The organism is endosymbiont of Ridgeia piscesae (assembly GCF_001443665.1).
Classification (GTDB): Bacteria; Pseudomonadota; Gammaproteobacteria; order Chromatiales; family Chromatiaceae; genus Endoriftia; species Endoriftia persephonae.
In genome coordinates this window covers 50046-66380 of the sequence record NZ_KQ557134.1, presented here as the reverse complement: position 1 = coordinate 66380, position 16335 = coordinate 50046, and the positions used below count along the sequence as shown (strand labels likewise).

The 16335-nt window shown below is 59.2% G+C and carries 16 protein-coding genes and 1 other RNA gene; 11 read left to right on the top strand and 6 right to left on the bottom strand.

Annotated elements, in window-relative coordinates; translation table 11 throughout:
- Positions 1-70: 70 nt before the first annotated feature.
- Positions 71-316, bottom strand: a complete 246-nt coding sequence (locus Ga0074115_RS10695) for a hypothetical protein (protein ID WP_057955906.1) — start codon at positions 314-316, stop codon at positions 71-73.
- Positions 317-743: 427 nt separating this feature from the next.
- Between Ga0074115_RS10695 and Ga0074115_RS10685 the strand changes: the two genes are divergently transcribed.
- Together Ga0074115_RS10685 and Ga0074115_RS10675 are read left to right on the top strand one after the other, a co-directional pair.
- Complete coding sequence (locus Ga0074115_RS10685) at positions 744-1736, top strand: serine/threonine protein kinase (protein ID WP_060528505.1); 993 nt, start codon at positions 744-746, stop codon at positions 1734-1736.
- Positions 1737-2163: 427 nt separating this feature from the next.
- Complete coding sequence (locus Ga0074115_RS10675; RefSeq protein WP_157292740.1) at positions 2164-2463, top strand: tetratricopeptide repeat protein; 300 nt, start codon at positions 2164-2166, stop codon at positions 2461-2463.
- Positions 2464-2786: 323 nt separating this feature from the next.
- Here Ga0074115_RS10675 and ssrA read toward each other — a convergent pair.
- Positions 2787-3162, bottom strand: a transfer-messenger RNA (tmRNA) gene (ssrA, locus tag Ga0074115_RS10670).
- 400 nt (positions 3163-3562) lie between these two features.
- Positions 3563-4048, bottom strand: a complete 486-nt coding sequence (gene smpB, locus Ga0074115_RS10665; protein ID WP_005966434.1) for an SsrA-binding protein SmpB — start codon at positions 4046-4048, stop codon at positions 3563-3565.
- Positions 4049-4160: 112 nt separating this feature from the next.
- Here smpB and Ga0074115_RS10660 point away from each other — a divergent pair, with 112 nt between their 5' ends.
- Genes Ga0074115_RS10660 through Ga0074115_RS10650 form a run of 3 tightly spaced genes read left to right on the top strand, consistent with a single transcriptional unit; the run spans position 4161 to position 6305 of the window.
- Positions 4161-5567 (top strand): sodium-dependent transporter, encoded by a 1407-nt coding sequence (locus Ga0074115_RS10660; RefSeq protein WP_057955909.1) that lies wholly within the window; start codon positions 4161-4163, stop codon positions 5565-5567.
- A gap of 2 nt (positions 5568-5569) precedes the next feature.
- Complete coding sequence (locus tag Ga0074115_RS10655; protein ID WP_005966436.1) at positions 5570-6004, top strand: type II toxin-antitoxin system RatA family toxin; 435 nt, start codon at positions 5570-5572, stop codon at positions 6002-6004.
- Positions 5985-6305: an RnfH family protein gene (locus Ga0074115_RS10650; RefSeq protein WP_005966437.1), complete on the top strand. Its 321-nt coding sequence runs from the start codon at positions 5985-5987 to the stop codon at positions 6303-6305. The genes Ga0074115_RS10655 and Ga0074115_RS10650 overlap by 20 nt, the downstream gene beginning before the upstream one ends.
- Positions 6306-6330: 25 nt before the next feature.
- Here Ga0074115_RS10650 and Ga0074115_RS10645 read toward each other — a convergent pair whose 3' ends face one another.
- Entirely contained in the window at positions 6331-6792 is a 462-nt protein-coding gene (locus tag Ga0074115_RS10645) for an outer membrane protein assembly factor BamE (protein ID WP_232433046.1), read from the bottom strand.
- A 78-nt stretch (positions 6793-6870) separates the two neighbouring features.
- On the opposite strand from Ga0074115_RS10645, the gene fur reads away from it, so the two are divergent.
- On the top strand, positions 6871-7299 hold the full coding sequence (gene fur / locus Ga0074115_RS10640) for a ferric iron uptake transcriptional regulator (protein ID WP_057955901.1): 429 nt from the start codon (positions 6871-6873) through the stop codon (positions 7297-7299).
- A 31-nt stretch (positions 7300-7330) separates the two neighbouring features.
- Here fur and recN read toward each other — a convergent pair whose 3' ends face one another.
- Both recN and Ga0074115_RS10630 read right to left on the bottom strand, forming a co-directional pair.
- Positions 7331-9034, bottom strand: a complete 1704-nt coding sequence (gene recN / locus Ga0074115_RS10635) for a DNA repair protein RecN (protein ID WP_060528503.1) — start codon at positions 9032-9034, stop codon at positions 7331-7333.
- The gene (locus tag Ga0074115_RS10630; protein WP_057955899.1) at positions 9034-9918 is read right to left on the bottom strand and encodes an NAD(+) kinase; all 885 of its coding nucleotides are present in this window, start codon (positions 9916-9918) and stop codon (positions 9034-9036) included. The genes recN and Ga0074115_RS10630 overlap by 1 nt, the downstream gene beginning before the upstream one ends.
- 252 nt (positions 9919-10170) lie before the next feature.
- On the opposite strand from Ga0074115_RS10630, the gene hrcA reads away from it, so the two are divergent.
- The 5 genes from hrcA to dapB all read left to right on the top strand — a co-directional run bounded on the left by hrcA (position 10171) and on the right by dapB (position 16264).
- Complete coding sequence (hrcA, locus tag Ga0074115_RS10625; RefSeq protein WP_057955898.1) at positions 10171-11232, top strand: heat-inducible transcriptional repressor HrcA; 1062 nt, start codon at positions 10171-10173, stop codon at positions 11230-11232.
- A 96-nt stretch (positions 11233-11328) separates the two neighbouring features.
- Positions 11329-11883 carry a nucleotide exchange factor GrpE gene (gene grpE / locus Ga0074115_RS10620; protein ID WP_057955907.1) on the top strand — a complete coding sequence of 185 codons (555 nt, stop codon included), beginning with the start codon at positions 11329-11331 and terminating at the stop codon, positions 11881-11883.
- A 76-nt stretch (positions 11884-11959) separates the two neighbouring features.
- Positions 11960-13915 (top strand): molecular chaperone DnaK, encoded by a 1956-nt coding sequence (dnaK, locus tag Ga0074115_RS10615; protein ID WP_060528501.1) that lies wholly within the window; start codon positions 11960-11962, stop codon positions 13913-13915.
- A gap of 251 nt (positions 13916-14166) precedes the next feature.
- Positions 14167-15315: a molecular chaperone DnaJ gene (dnaJ, locus tag Ga0074115_RS10610; protein ID WP_057955897.1), complete on the top strand. Its 1149-nt coding sequence runs from the start codon at positions 14167-14169 to the stop codon at positions 15313-15315.
- A gap of 145 nt (positions 15316-15460) precedes the next feature.
- Entirely contained in the window at positions 15461-16264 is an 804-nt protein-coding gene (gene dapB / locus Ga0074115_RS10605) for a 4-hydroxy-tetrahydrodipicolinate reductase (protein WP_057955896.1), read from the top strand.
- Positions 16265-16335 lie beyond the last annotated feature (71 nt).

Sequence of the window (16335 nt, the reverse complement as noted above, 5' to 3'; positions counted from 1 at the left end):
AACAAATCTGGAAGGAAAAATTCATCGGCTGAATTTGACCTGACAGTCACGCCATCGAAATCGGTAACTGTCAGATTAAGTCCCGACTACTACACTTGACCAGATCATTGACACTGCTTTCGATGTCGTTAATTACCACTAATGCCTCCAGCGCCACATCGGGCAGTGTTGGCAAGGCAATGCGGTTTGCTTTCAAATCCTCGCTCAGAGTCTTGGCAAACGCCTGTGGCGAAAAGCCAGATTCATCCTTGTTCGCCTTTCTAGGCGAAGGAGAAACAACCGAACCATCATCTAGCTGGAACACTGCTTTTCCCATCTCACAAATCCTCTAGATTAGATGGCAGTTCACTCAATCCCTGTATTGCCACTACTCCCTGAGCAATATGCTCTACTCAGGCTATTGGTTGATCTACTTGCACCTCAGCCTCCTTTGCGGCGCTCCCAGAGCTTGATGCCAACTGCGGTTAGGCCGAGCGCGACTCCCGTCGACAACACCATTCGCGCTAGCCACTCGGGCCAAGCCGGCGAGGGCGCCAGCAGCGCTGCCATGCCTATCAACACTAACCAGAACGCGACCTTTATCAAGAGTGCATTGCGCATTGTTTCCCCATATGTAACAAACTTTTACAGATAAACCCTGATATATTGTTGGAGCTTATCCCAAGGTGCTGCTGGAGTCCTCTATTGTTGATGCCTGACTGCTCTCTCTTTCCTGCGCTGTTACTTCTGAAGCTCGGCACGGCATGAGTGAGCAGGAGGCTGCTGCATTCTGCATGCTCTCGCCGGACCAGATCCTCAATGCTATTGAAGTCCAGGGCTATCCCTGCGATGGTCATCTGCTGGCTCTCAACAGCTACGAGAACCGTGTCTATCAGGTCGGCATCGAGGATGGTGAAACCCTCATCGCAAAATTCTACCGCCCTGAACGCTGGTCCGATAAGGCCATCCTTGAGGAACACGGCTTCAGCGATGAACTGGATCGGCAGGAGATTCCGGTGGTGTCGCCTCTGCGTGACCACTCAGGCCGCTCCCTGTTTCATCAGGGACCGTTTCGTTTTGCACTTTATCCTCGCCGTGGCGGACGGGCGCCTGATCTGGAAGACCCCGAACAACTGGAGCAACTGGGTCGGCTTGTGGCACGCATCCATAATGTCGGAGCCAGCCAGGCGTTCTTGAGCCGCCCCCGTCTTACTATCGAGAGTTTTGGGATCAAGTCCTACCAATATCTGTTGGAAGCCGGCCATATCCCGCCGGAATTGCAGACACCCTACCGAACCTTGGCGGAGTCACTGCTGGAACAGATTCAGACCAGCTTTGACAGAGCTGGTGACGTCACCCGATTGCGCCTGCATGGTGACCTGCATCCGGGCAACTTGCTGTGGAACGATACCGGCCCCCATATTGTCGACCTGGATGACGCACGGATGGGACCGGCGATCCAGGATCTGTGGATGTTTCTCTCCGGAGACCGTTTATACGCCAGCGCCCGGCTCGCGGATCTACTCGAGGGCTATACTCAGTTTCGAGATTTTAACCCCCGTGAGCTGCACCTGATCGAACCTCTTCGCACCCTGCGTATGATGCACTACGCTGCCTGGATCGCGCGCCGCTGGAAGGATCCCGCCTTTCCGCGGGCCTTTCCCCACTTTGGCAGCGCCAACTTCTGGGGGGAGCACATCCTCACCCTGCGTGAACAGGCCGCGGCCTTGGATGAACCGACTCTCGTTTGGGATTGAATGGTTCCGTAAAAAATCCAAACGCGAGCTTTTTTGCTTGCCTATGCTCCTGCTCTGACTGATAGTGGGAAGCCAAATCTTATGACGGCAGGATCATTCGATGTACCGCAACCCCCTTTCACCCTTGTTCGCTCTGCTTATCATCTCCGCACTACCACAGACTGTTCTGTCACGGACCGAAACCGATCATCAAGCCTGTCAGCAGCTATTCGACAACGCCCGTTATAGTGAAGCTAGCAGCCCTTGCCAAAAGGCAGCACAAGCAGGAGATGCCAACGCCCAAACCCTGCTGGGTGAGCTCTATGATGGGGGCTGGGTATCGATCAGAACGCAGCACTCGCAAAAAAATGGTGGCAGGCAGCGGTAGATCAAAGACACGTGCCCGCCATAAACTTGCTGGCCTTGAAGTTCTATTATGGGGGGGACGGTGTTTGGCCGTGAGGCTGGTTGGGAACAGGATTATCCAAAGGCGATGGCGCTTTGGCGGCTTAGCGCCGAAGTAGGCGTAGCCAGTTCCCAGTTCATGCTTGCCGAGATGTACAGGCTCGGCCAGGGGGTTGAGGTTGATCGCGTTGAGGCTTACGCCTGGTACCGGCTTGCCCTGGGCAATGGCTACAAACTGGCCGGCGACTCACTGGTGGAACTCGCCCGCTCGATCACTGCCGAAGAGCGCCACAAGGATATTCTTCGTTTGCAGGACTATCGGCGCCGATATAAAGCGCGCTAGGGCAGTCACTGAGCGAAAACAGTAAAGCTTATCGTTCATATTTAGGGGAATGGGGTGGGCTTTTCGCGCTCCACGACATCGGATTTCTCTGATTGGACGTAGAGTCACGTAATCACGAGAGGAAGGAGATTTCAGGCCAGGGTAAGCGAATTGACCTCGCGTGGCGAAGCGGTTTGAATTTTACGGGCCTGTCCAAAAAATAGCCCCCATATATCTCCGGAAGTTACAGGGATGCTCCCGTAGCGTAGCGGAGCATACAGACATAAAAAAGCCAGCATTATCGCTGGCTTAGGTGCTTTTTTTGTAGTCTCTGGAACGTTAAATGGTGGAGGCGGCGGGAATCGAACCCGCGTCCGCAAGCCCTCTGCCATCGGCTCTACATGCTTAGTCGTGTCGATTATATTTAACTGCAAACCGCCCGACCGACAGGGCACGTAATACAGCGATTCCGTTAGGTTTTAGCGCATCCACCCCGGACGTGTTTCAGCGCGATCTTATGAGATATGACACCTGAGTGTCCCGAAGGACTCTGGACGCATAAGCACGGCTCCAGTCAGATGGCTTCTACCGGTTATTAAGCGGCGAGAGCGTAGTTGTCGTCGTTGGCAACTATAGTGGTACAGCTGGATTTACGAGGTATGCTGTTCCTCGGCATGCACCTCAGGTTTCGCAACCCACGTCGAAAGCCATGTCGCCCCCGAAAGGTGTTATCTAGTATGACCCCGGATCAGCCCACAAGTTCAGTGTGGGCGTTTGGTTGAGTCAAGAGCGATGAATAACATCGCAGCGACCGCAACCAGTAGAAAAATAGAAAGAAAAGTCTCCATCAAAGCTCCTGTACCTTTCCAATCAAGCTTTTGATGCGGCGATCGAGCAGGTGGATTTCGATGACGGTAGTCATTATAGCAAGGACGACCGCGTTAAGCATTTGCCAATTTGCATTTTGAAAGTGGTTGAACAGGCTGATGGTCGTCGCCGCGCCGAGCCAGAGTTTGAGGTAGGCGATGCGCTCTTTGAGTTCATCCAGTTCAGATATTAAAGGAGCCTCTGCAGTAAGTCATGAACTCGTATCTTGCGTCCAGACTTATTCAGAGGCTCCTTAACCTTTCTTAAACAGCCGCTCTTTGTCGCGTTTCCAATCACGGTCCTTGATGTCGGCGCGTTTGTCGTGCTGTTTTTTGCCCTTGCCAAGGCCGACCTCCAGTTTGGCGCGGCCACGTTTCCAGTACATGGCGGTGGGTACCAGGGTAAAGCCCTTGCGTTCGACCAGGCCGATCAGCTTGTTCAGCTCGGTCCGGTGTAGCAGTAGTTTGCGATTGCGGGTCGGGTTGGGCTGGATGTGGGTGGAGGCGGTTGGCAGCGGGCTGATGTTGGCGCCAAACAGGTACGCCTCGCCTTTGTTGATGATGACATAGGCCTCGGTCAGGTTGATACGTCCGGCGCGCAGGCTCTTCACCTCCCACCCCTCCAGCGCGACGCCCGCCTCGTAGCGCTCTTCGATGAAGTAGTCGTGCTTCGCTTTTTTGTTCAGCGCAATGGTGGAGCCGCCGTTCCCGGACGACTTTTTCTTTGATTTCTTGGCCATCAGCGCATTCTAAGCGAGGAGGGGAGAGGGAGCCAGCCCGCCTTGTGGTGGGCGAGTGATTCACGGAGAATAGCCGCTTTTAATATAGAGATTGAGCAAACAGGTTCCGCTGATGACGGAAGCAAAATCGATTCACGGGCAGTGGTCGTCCCGCCTGATCTTCATTCTTGCCGCGACCGGTTCAGCCGTCGGCTTGGGTAACATCTGGAAGTTTCCCTACATCACTGGCGAGAACGGCGGCGGTGCCTTCGTGCTGGTCTATCTGCTCTGTATCGCGGTGGTGGGTATCCCGATCATGATGTCGGAGGTGATGCTCGGGCGGCGCGGTCGGCAGAGCCCGATCAACACCATGACCCGGCTGGCGCGGGCGGAGGGTGCACATCCCGCCTGGTCGCTGATCGGTTGGGGTGGTGTGCTGGCCGGTTTCTTCATCCTCTCCTACTATAGCGTGATCGCCGGTTGGGCCATCGCCTATGTGTTTCGCGCCGCCGGCGGGGTATTTTCCGGGATCGATGCCGCGGGCGTGAAGCAGGTGTTTGGCGATCTGGTGGAGGATCCGGAACGGCTGATCGCCTGGCATACCCTGTTCATGCTGATGTCGATGGTGGTGGTGGCACGCGGGGTGCGCGCCGGCCTGGAGAAGGCGGTGACCTGGCTGATGCCGGCGCTGTTTGTGCTGCTAATCGTGATGGTCGGTTATGCGATGAACACCGGCTCCTTTGCAGAGGGGCTTAAGTTTCTCTTTGAGCCCGATTTCGACAAGCTGCTCTACGCATGTGAGATGGTGGACGGGGCGCAGCAGTGCGAGATCAGTGGCGCCCCGATCCTGGTGGCGCTGGGACACGCCTTCTTTACCCTCAGCCTCGGTATGGGCGCGATCATGGTCTACGGTTCCTATATGCCGAAGCAGACCTCCATTGCCGGCTCGGCGATATTGATTGCGCTTCTCGATACCCTGGTGGCATTGGTGGCGGGAATGGCGATATTCCCCATCGTCTTCGCCAACGGCCTGGAGCCGGGTGCCGGCCCAGGGTTGATCTTCCAGACCCTGCCGATCGCCTTCGGCTCGATGCCGGGTGGGCAGCTGTTCGGCACGCTATTCTTTGTGCTGCTGGTGTTTGCCGCCTGGTCGTCGGCGATCTCCCTGATCGAACCGGCGGTGGCCTGGCTAGTGGAGAACCGCGGTATGACGCGGGTGCGCGCGGCAAGCTGGATCGGTCTGATCACTTGGCTGCTCGGGCTCGGCAGCGTGTTCTCTTTCAACCTCTGGTCGGGCGATCGTTACAAACTGTTCGGCATGACCTTCTTCGATCTGCTCGACTATCTGGCGGCAAATATCATGCTGCCATTGGGTGGTCTGCTGATCGCGATCTTCGCCGGCTGGTTTATGTCGCGGGAGTCGAGCCAGCATGAGTTCGTCATGGCGCAGCCGCTCTACAGCCTCTGGCGGGCCACGATCCGCTTCCTGACGCCACTGGCGGTGGTGATGGTCTTTCTTAACGCGGTTGGGGTGCTTTGATCATGCCGGTGGTATCCAAGAGCGCGCTGGTGCACCATTCGGCAGCGGAGATGTACCAGTTGGTATGCGATTTCGAGGCCTATCCCGAGTTTCTGCCCTGGTGCAGCGACAGCCGCCTGATCTCGCGCACGGATGACCAGATCTGTGGCGAGCTGGAGGTGTCGCGGATCGGTATCCGACAGCGTTTCTCCACCTGCAACCAGTTGGTGGAGAATGAGCGCATGGATATTCTGTTGCGCGATGGTCCGTTCCGTAAACTAGAGGGGGGATGGCGTTTTACGCCGCTGCAGGAGAACGCCAGCAAGGTCGAGCTGGTGCTCGATTTCGAGTTCTCCAGCAGGCTGATCGATAAGGCCTTCGGGCGGGTGTTCAGCCAGATCGCCAATACCCTGGTCGATTCTTTCTGTAAACGAGCGGATGAGGTCTATCGTGGCTGAAGAGACGATGCGGGTGGAAGTGGCCTATGCAGAACTGCGTGAACAATTGATTCTGGAGCTTGAGTGCCCTGTGGATACCACAGCTGCACAGGCGGTTGAGCTGTCGGGGATACGGGAGCGTTTCCCCGGCATCGACCTGAAAAAAAACAAGCTGGGGGTGTTTGGCAAGATGGTGAAGGCCGATGCCAAGCTGAATCCGGGAGACCGGGTGGAGATCTACCGGCCGTTGATCGCCGATCCAAAAGAGGCGCGCAAGAAGCGCGCGGCGGAGGGTAAGGCGATGAAGAACCGCACCCGCTGATCCATGCCGGGGGCCGGGGAGGAGATTACTTCTCCTCCAGTTCCACTCCTACCTGATCTAGCAAGGCCTCAAAGATGCCGCCCTCGTCCTCGTAGTCGGGTACAGATACCACCTGCTCCTTTTCATCTTTGAGCCGCTGCAGGTTCTCTGCAGGGGCGATGTCGCCGCTGTAATGGAGCAGTTTATCGCGTCGGAAGAAGACGCTGAAACGCTTCTGATCCACCGGCTTGTTGCGCTTTTTTAGGGCGTAGTAGTAGTCCCAGCGATCCGGGTGAAAGACATCGATGAGTATTGGTGTGCCGAGCAGAAAACGCACCTGGCGCTTGCTCATGCCCGGTTTTAGCTCTGCCACCATCTCCGGTGTCACCAGGTTGCCCTGCTGGATATCCGGGATATGGACGAGGGAGAAATCCTCCCAGGTGCTGGAGCAGCCCGTCACTCCGCCCAGCAGGGCCAAGAGCAGAGAAGAGATGAGAAACTTACTCATTAACAGTACAATCCGCTGAAATTCGGCGGAATCATACCCCATCATCCGCTCAAACACACAACTTGGTTTGGAGGTCCGGTGGACAACCAGGAAATCAGAAAGGCTGGCCTGAAGGTCACCCTACCCAGGGTCAAGATCCTGGAGCTCATGGAGAGCAGTGCGCAGCGCCACGTCAGCGCTGAAGATGTCTACAAGATGTTGCTGGAAAATGGTGAGGAGATCGGTCTGGCAACGGTCTATCGGGTGCTCACCCAGTTTGAATCGGCGGGCCTGGTGACGCGCCATAACTTCGAGGGTGGGCATGCAGTCTTTGAGCTTGATCGGGGTGGCCACCATGACCACATTGTCTGTGTTACCTGCGGGCGGGTGGCGGAGTTTATGGACGCCACCATCGAGGCGCGACAGAAGGAGATCGCTGCGGAGCACGGCTTTGAGATGGCCGACCATGCCTTGATCATCTACGGCCACTGCATGGACAAAAACTGTGCGCGGCGCAGAAAGGATTAATCTCGCCGCCGCGAAGAGGGCGGGGTAACTTTCACTCTGCCGCGCCGATTACGATGCCCGTCTCAGCCTCTGAGGCCTGACGCACCATCTCCTCGGCATGTGCCAAGGTCTGCGGCGTGATCTCCACCCCACCCAGCATGCGCGCGATCTCCTGGATGCGCTGGTTCGGACTGAGGGGGGTGATGTCGGTGCGGGTGCTCTTGCGGTCGCTCTGCTTGCGTACCTGCAGGTGCTGATTGGCCTGGGAGGCCACCTGTGGCAGGTGGGTTACGCAGAGTACCTGGAGTGAGCTGCCGAGCCGCCGCAGCATCTGCCCGACGATCTCCGCCACCCCGCCGCCGATGCCCACATCCACCTCGTCAAATACTAGAGTGGGGGTCTCGGTACAGCTGCTGGTGGCGACCTGGATCGCCAGGCTGATGCGCGACAGCTCACCGCCGGAGGCGACTTTGTTGAGCGGCGCCAGCGGCATGCCGGGATTCGCCGAGACCATGAACTCGACCCGCTCCAGGCCAGAGGCGCCGGCATCGTCGGCCTCCAGTGGCGCCAGCTCCACATCGAAGCGGCCACCGGTCATGCCCAGCTGGCGCATCGCTTGGCTGATCTCAGCGGCCAGCCTCTTGCCGGATTGACGGCGCTTTTTGCTGAGCCGGTAGGCGGCCTCGAAATAGCGCTCGCGCTGCTCCCGCACCTGCTGCTCGAGCTGCTCCAGGGCCTCGCCGGCGTTCTCGGTCGTCTGCAGTTCCTGCTGGATGCTCTGCTGGCGCTCTACCAGCGCCTCCGGGCGCACCCGGTATTTGCGCGCCGTATCGTGGATTGCGCCGAGCCGCTGCTCGACCTGCTGCAGGCTCTCTGGATCGAGATCGAGATCGTCCAAATAACCGCGCAGGGCGGTGACCCCCTCATCCACCTGGATCAGCGCGCTGGCGATGGTCTCGGCAGCGTCGATCAGATTGGCATCCAGCCCCGACAGCTCGGCGAGCTCATCGGCAAAGCGGGCCAGCTGGCTGCGCACCGAGGGCTCTGCCTCGTCCAGTTGGGTGAGGATAGTGCCGCAGCTATTGCGCAGCCGCTCCAGGTTGGCCAGGCGGTTGTGATCCTGCTGCAGCAGTTCGAGTTCGTCGTTGGAGAGTGCCAGCGCCTCCAGCTCGGCGCTCTGAAAGCGCAACAGGTCGAGACGCGAGCTGCGTTCGCTCTCTTCGCTCTTGCGTTTGGCCAGTTCGTCACGCAGCCTGCGATAGCTGTTGAAGTGGGCGGCCACCTGCAATGACTCTTCCTGGTGCTGGCCGTAGCCGTCGAGCAGTGTGCGCTGGTGGTTGTTCTGCAGTAGCAGCTGATGGGCGTGCTGGCCGTGGATCTCCACCAGCAGGCCGCCGAGGCTACGCAGCTGGCTGAGCGGGGAGGGGTGGCCGTTGATGTAGGCACGGGAGCGTCCCTCGGCGGAGACCACCCGGCGCACCAGGCAGTCGTCGCCATCCTCCAGGCTCTGCTCTTGCAGCCAACTGTGCACCTGAGGTAGTTGGGAGATGTCAAACAGGGCGCTCACCTCGGCCCGTTCACAGCCGGCGCGCACCATGCCGGCGTCGCTGCGTTCGCCCAGTGCCATACCAAGGGCGTCGATGAGGATCGATTTGCCGGCGCCTGTCTCGCCGGTCATGGCGGTGAGGCCGGGGCGCAGTTGCAACTCCAGGCTGGAGACGATGGCCAAGTCTTTGATGTGTATCTGAATAAGCATCAGTCGTGTGTCGGGTGTTCGCTCCAGCCGAGTTTGGCTCGCAGCAGGCTGAAGTGGTCGTGGCCACGTGGGTGGATCAGGCGCACGTGGTGTTTGTTCTTGCGGATCTGTACTGCCTCGCCCTCAATGACCGGCAGGTGGGTCTGGCCGTCGCAGGTGACCTGCACATGCTCCGCATGGCCGGGGGCAAGGTGGATCTCGATGCGGCTGTTGCCATCCACCACGATCGGCCGGTTGCTCAGAGTGTGGGGGCAGATCGGCACCAGCAGCAGGGCGTCGAGGGTCGGGTAGAGCAGCGGGCCGCCGCCGGAGAGGGCGTAGGCGGTGGAGCCGGTGGGGGTGGAGACGATCAGGCCGTCGGAGCGCTGATCGTTGACCAGCTTGCCGTCGATATAGGTCTCGAACTCAATCATCCGTGGTGTGTTCCACTTGTGCAGCACCACATCGTTGAAGGCGCGAAAATGGTCGTTGCCGGGCTCGTCGCCGATGCTTGCAGAGAGCAGAAAACGTTGCTCCTCTTCGTACTTGCCGGCAAGGATCTCTTCCAGCCGCGGGAGCATCTCGTTGGGGGTGACATCGGCGAGAAAGCCAAGCCGGCCGCGGTTGATGCCGAGCAGTGGGATGTCCTGGTCGGCCAGTTCGCGGGCGGCGTGCAGCAGGGTGCCGTCGCCGCCGACCACGATTACCAGATCGCTGTTGCAGGGTAGGTCGATCTCCGGCACGCTGGAGACTGGTGCGTCGTCGAGCAGACGGCAGGTGCCGTTCTCCAGCAGCACGTCGATCTTGCGAGCCACAAGAAACTCGTAAAGCCGACGAATCGTCCTTTTAACGGTGGGATCGCCGTGTTTGCCGATCAGGCCGATGCGCTGGAAAGGTGCACTCATGGGGGTCGCAATCTGCTAAGCGATGGTGGCAGGAACGGCTTTCTTAGCCACCGGAACTGTCGGGAAACTTAACACGCTGTCTGCTGCAAATAAAGCGCCCGGATTTTGGTTCTGAAACTTCCGGCGGGAGTGGTCGCTCGGGCGTTTATGGTTGCTCATTCCTTGACTCGCAAAAAGTAGCTTGTTAGCTTCTTCCGGCTTTGGCACTCGTTGTGCCTGAGTGCTAACAGGTCGGTTGGACGGAGGAGTGCTTTGGCGGCTAAGCGGGCGATTGCAGAGAACGGCGTGAGTGAGCGGGCGCAGCACTTTCTCAAGGTGCTGATCGAACACTACATCCGTGAGGGTCAGCCGGTGGGCTCGCGTACCCTGGCGAAAGAGGTGGGGATGGACCTGAGCCCCGCCACCATCCGAAATGTGATGGCCGACCTGGAGGATTTGGGGCTGATCACCTCGCCCCACACCTCGGCGGGACGGGTGCCGACCGCCACTGGCTTTCGCATGTTCCTCGACTCTCTGCTTACCGTAAAGCGCCTCAAGGCGCGCGAGGTGGAGAACCTGCGCGAGCAGCTGCAGCTGACGCAGGCGACAGATATGAGCGGGCTGCTGGCCTCCGCCTCGCAGATGCTCTCCGGGGTCACCCATATGGCAGGCGTGGTGACAGTGCCGCGCCGCAAACACACGGAGTTTCGTCAGATCGAATTTCTGCCCCTGTCGGAGCGACGGGTGCTGGCGATCCTGGTGACGGCGGATGGTGAGGTCAACAATCGTATCCTCAATACCCACCGGGATTTCACCCGGGCCGAGCTGGACCAGGCCGCCAATTTTTTGAACCACTCCTTCTCCGGGCAGGAGATGGCCGCGGTGCGCAGCAGCGTGCTGCAGCAGTTGAACAGTGCCCGCGAGCATCTGGATCACTCCATGGCGCAGGCGCTGGAGATGGCGGGTGAGGTGGTCGATACCAGCGAGGCGAAGGAGGACTGCCTGATCGCAGGTCAGACTAATCTGATGGAGTTCGAGGATCTGGCCAGCCTGCAGCAACTGCGCGGTCTGTTCGACGCCTTCACCGAGAAGCGCGAGATTCTGCATCTGCTCGACCAGTTTCTGCACGCCGACGGGGTGCAGATCTTTATCGGCGAAGAGTCGGGCTACCAGCTGCTCAATGGTTGCTCAGTGGTGACCGCCCCCTACCGGGTGGACGACCGGGTGGTTGGCATGTTGGGTGTGATTGGCCCAACGCGGATGAACTATGAGCGTGTCATTCCCATTGTCGATGTCACCGCAAAGATTCTTGGCGCCGCCTTGAAAAACAAATAAGCGACCCCATCTGGCCGTAATCGCACTATATTAAAACTGAAAATTTGAGGTTTGGAAACAGTGGAAGAGAAGCAGCAGTCAGAGCAGGCTGAAGAGATGGTGGCCCCGGAGAACGCGGCCGAAGTGGTTGATGCAGAGTCGGTCGAGGTGGTTGCCGAAAAGGATCTGGTGCGCCTGCTGGAGGATGCTCGCAGCAAGGCAGACGAGCACTGGGATGCGCTGGTGCGCGCCCGTGCCGAGATCGAGAACCTGCGTAAACGCCACGAACGGGATCTGGAGAACGCCCACAAGTTCGCGCTGGATCGTTTCACCCAGGATCTACTGCAAGTCTGGGACAGCCTTGAACTGGGCCACCAAGCCGCCCAGGATGAGAACGTCGATGTGGCCAGACTGCGTGAGGGTACTGAACTGACCCTGAAACTGCTGAACGATGTGATGGGCAAAAACCAGGTCGAGCAGATCGACCCCGAGGGCGAGGCCTTCAATCCGGAGTTGCACCAGGCGATGTCGATGCAGGAGCGCGACGATGTGGAGCCGAACACCGTGGTGGCGGTGGTGCAGAAGGGCTACAGCCTGAATGGCCGGCTGCTTCGCCCGGCGATGGTGATAGTGTCGCGGGTGCCAAGTGCGCCGGTCGATGAGCAGGCTTGAAGTTTTACAGATTGACCCCAGTTTAGGGGCAGTCAAAAGATTACGAATTATTAGCTATTTTTGGAGAGTTTGAATCATGGGTAAGATCATCGGCATCGACCTCGGTACCACCAACTCCTGCGTGGCTGTGATGGAAGGCGACACCACCAAGGTCATCGAAAATAGCGAGGGCGACCGCACCACCCCCTCCATCATCGCCTATGCCAACGACGGTGAGGTCCTGGTCGGCCAGAGCGCCAAGCGCCAGGCCGTCACCAATCCCCACCACACTCTGTTTGCGATCAAGCGCCTGATCGGCCGCATGTTTCAGGACAAAGTGGTGCAGCGCGACGTGGACATGGTGCCCTATAAAATCGTCAAGGCCGACAACGGCGACGCTTGGGTCGAGGTTAACGGTAAGAAGATGGCACCGCCGGAGATCTCCGCCAAGATCCTGCAGAAGATGAAGAAGACCGCCGAAGACTACCTCGGTGAAGAGGTGACCGAGGCGGTCATCACCGTGCCGGCCTACTTCAACGACTCCCAGCGTCAGGCGACTAAGGACGCTGGTCGCATCGCCGGCCTCGATGTCAAGCGCATCATCAACGAGCCCACCGCCGCGGCTCTGGCCTACGGCATGGACAAGAAGCGTGGCGACCAGACCCTGGCGGTCTACGACCTGGGTGGCGGTACCTTCGATATCTCGATCATCGAGATCGCCGAGATCGACGGCGAGCACCAGTTCGAGGTGCTCTCCACCAACGGTGATACCTTCCTCGGTGGTGAAGACTTCGACATGCGCATCATCGACTTCCTGGTTGAGGAGTTCAAAAAGGAGCAGGGTTTCGACCTGCGCAACGACCCACTGGCCCTGCAGCGTCTGAAAGAGGCTGCAGAGAAGGCCAAGGTCGAGCTCTCCGGCAGTCAGCAGACTGACATCAATCTGCCCTATATCACCGCTGACCAGACCGGCCCCAAACACCTCAATATCAAACTGAGCCGTGCCAAGCTGGAGGCGTTGGTGGACGATCTGGTGACCCGCACCATCGAGCCCTGCAAGGTGGCGCTGAAGGATGCCGGTATCTCCACCTCCGATATCGACGAGGTGATCCTGGTCGGTGGTCAGAGTCGTATGCCCAAGGTGCAGGAGCAGGTGCAGGCCTTCTTCGGTAAAGAGCCCCGCCGCGACGTCAACCCCGACGAGGCGGTTGCCATCGGCGCTGCCATCCAGGGCGGTGTGCTAGGCGGCGACGTCAAGGACGTGCTGCTGCTCGACGTCACCCCGCTGTCACTGGGTATCGAGACCCTGGGCGGCGTGATGACCAAGCTGATCGAGAAGAACACCACCATCCCGACCAGCGCCAGCCAGACCTTCTCTACCGCTGACGATAACCAGACTGCAGTCACCGTGCATGTGCTGCAGGGCGAGCGTGAGCAGGCGGCGGCCAACAAGTCCTTGGGACGTTTCGATCTGACCGATATCCCGCCGGCACCGCGCGGCATGCCGCAGATCGAGGTCAGCTTCGACATCGATGCGAACGGCATCCTGAATGTGTCAGCCAAGGACAAGGCCACCGGCAAGGAGCAGTCGATCGTGATCAAGGCCTCCTCCGGTCTCAGCGATGATGAGGTCGAGCGCATGGTGAAGGATGCCGAGGCCCACGCCGAGGAGGACAAAAAGTTCCAGGAGCTGGCGGGGAGCCGCAACCAGGCTGACAATATGATCCACGCGGTGAAGAAGGCGATGGATGACCTCGGCGACGAGAAGATGGAAGGCAACGAGAAGGAGACCATCGAGGCCGCCATCAAGGATCTGGAAGAGGTGATCAAGGGCGACGATAAGGACGCCATCGAGGCCAAGACCAAGGCCCTGACCGACGCCTCCGGCAAGATGATGGAACGGCTCTACGCCCAGCAGAGTGGTGAGGCCGGCGCAGCGGCAGGTGCCGCTGGTGCGGGCGCGGCTGACGCAGGTGCCGATGCCGGTAGCCAGGCCGGTGGCGATGATGTGGTCGATGCCGAGTTCGAAGAGGTTAAGGACGACAAGAAATAAGGCGGCAACGCCTTGAGTTTGGACCGTGCATCGGCCTTGGGGCCGGTGCACGGTTTTGATGTTTTAAGGACGCGGAGATCGCGGAGGAGCACAGAGTACGCAAAGAATTTTATTGTGATGTGAGTGTTTTCATATCGTGGGAAGGCACCCGACACAATGACACAATGAAATGAATTAATTCTCTGCGATCTCTGCGCGCCCTTGCGCCCTCTGCGCCGAAAGAAATTTAGTCACAGCCAGGCTGACAGCACATGTCAAAACGCGACTACTATGAAGTACTGGGCGTCAATAAGAACGCCAGCGAGGCCGAGATCAAGAAGGCCTACCGACGGCTCGCCATGAAGTACCATCCCGACCGCAATACCGGTGACAAGGCGACGGACGCGGAGCAGAAGTTCAAGGAGGCCAAGGTGGCCTACGAGATCCTCTCCGATGCGCAGAAGCGCGCCGCCTACGACCAGTTTGGCCATGCGGGCGTTGATCCCTCTATGGGCGGTGGGCCCGGTTTTGGTGGTGGTAGCGCCAATTTTAGTGACATCTTCGGCGATGTCTTTGGCGACATCTTCGGCGGCGCCCGGGGCGGCGCGGGCGGTGGTCCGCGGGTGCAGCGCGGCGCCGACCTGCGCTACAACCTGAAGCTTACCCTGGAGGAGGCAGTTGCCGGTACCACGGTGAAGATTCGTGTGCCGACCTTCGTGCAGTGCGACAGTTGCGGCGGTTCCGGTGCCAAGAAGGGCAGCAGCCCGAAGACCTGCGATACGTGCGGTGGCCACGGGCAGGTGCGCATGCAGCAGGGCTTCTTCTCAGTGCAACAGACCTGTCCGCGTTGCCACGGCAAGGGCAGCATCATCAGCGACCCCTGTGGCAGCTGCCATGGCCAAGGGCGGGTGCAGCAGCACAAGACCCTCTCGGTGAAGGTGCCGGCCGGTGTCGATACCGGCGATCGCATTCGTCTCTCCGGTGAGGGTGAGGCGGGGGAAAACGGTGGTCCGTCCGGCGATCTCTATGTGCAGGTGACGGTGAAGCCGCACAATATCTTCAGTCGTGAAGACAACACCCTGTTCTGCGAGGTGCCGATCAGCTTTGTCACCGCCGCGCTGGGTGGTGAGCTGGAGGTGCCGACTCTGGACGGTAAGGTGCTGCTGAAGATCCCAGTGGGCACCCAGACCGGTAAGATGTTCCGCATGCGTGGCAAGGGCGTGAAGCCGGTGCGCGGCGGTCCGGTGGGTGATCTTCTCTGTCGGGTGCTGGTGGAGACGCCGGTTCATCTCACCGATGAGCAGAAGGAGTTGCTGCGTAAACTCGAGACCTCGATGAAAAAGGGCGGCAGCCGCCATAGCCCGCAGTCGAGCAGCTGGCTCGATGGGGTGAAGAAGTTCTTTGAAGGCATGAAGTTCTGAGGCTGCCGGTCTATCAAGGCAGACAAAAACGCGCAGACTTGAGTGATCAACACCATCTTCGTGAGTTTGCTGCCGCTTATGGTGAATCGTGATTTTAACTGTAGGGTCTCGTGCTCGAGGCTGGCAGAGTGATAGAGGCGAATTGATGAAACGTATAGCTGTTGTGGGTGCCGCAGGTCGGATGGGCCGGGCGCTGGTGCAGGCGGTCAGCGAGGCGGAAGGGCTTGTGCTGGGTGCCGCCACGGAACACCCGGAGAGCGCTTTTATCGACATGGATGTGGGTGAGCTGGCGGGGATCGGCCGGCAGGATATCCGCATCGTAGTGTCACTGGATGAGGTACTTGGCGATTTTGATGTGTTGATCGACTTCACATCACCCGCCGCCACCATGGCCCATCTGGAGCTTTGTCAGGCCAATCGCAAGGCGATGGTGATCGGTACCACCGGGCTGAGCGATACGGAAAAACAGCGGCTGCAGAAGGCGGCAGAGGAGGTCGGTATCGTCTTCGCCCCCAACATGAGCGTTGGCGTGAATCTCTGTCTCAATCTGCTGAAGGTCGCCGCCCGGGTGATGGGAGAGGATGCCGATATCGAGATCATCGAGGCTCACCACCGTCACAAGGTGGATGCCCCCTCCGGCACTGCTCTGCGTATGGGCGAGGTGGTGGCTGAGGCGCTTGGGCGCGATCTCAAGGAGTGTGCGGTCTACGGTCGGGAAGGGCACACTGGTGCACGGGATGCCAAGACCATCGGTTTCGAGACCATCCGCGCCGGCGATGTAGTGGGTGAGCACTCGGTCTGGTTCGCCACAGAGGGTGAACGGGTCGAGATCGTACACAAGGCCTCCAGTCGCATGACCTTCGCCAAAGGGGCGGTCAGAGCGGCGGGCTGGATTGCAGTGCGGCAAGCCGGTCTGTTTGATATGCAGGATGTGCTCGAGCTGAAATAGCCCTTCTGCGCTGTGCAGGGTCGTTCTGGCGCGATTGCTTCTCCGATAGAACACCGCAGGCCCCCTGCGGT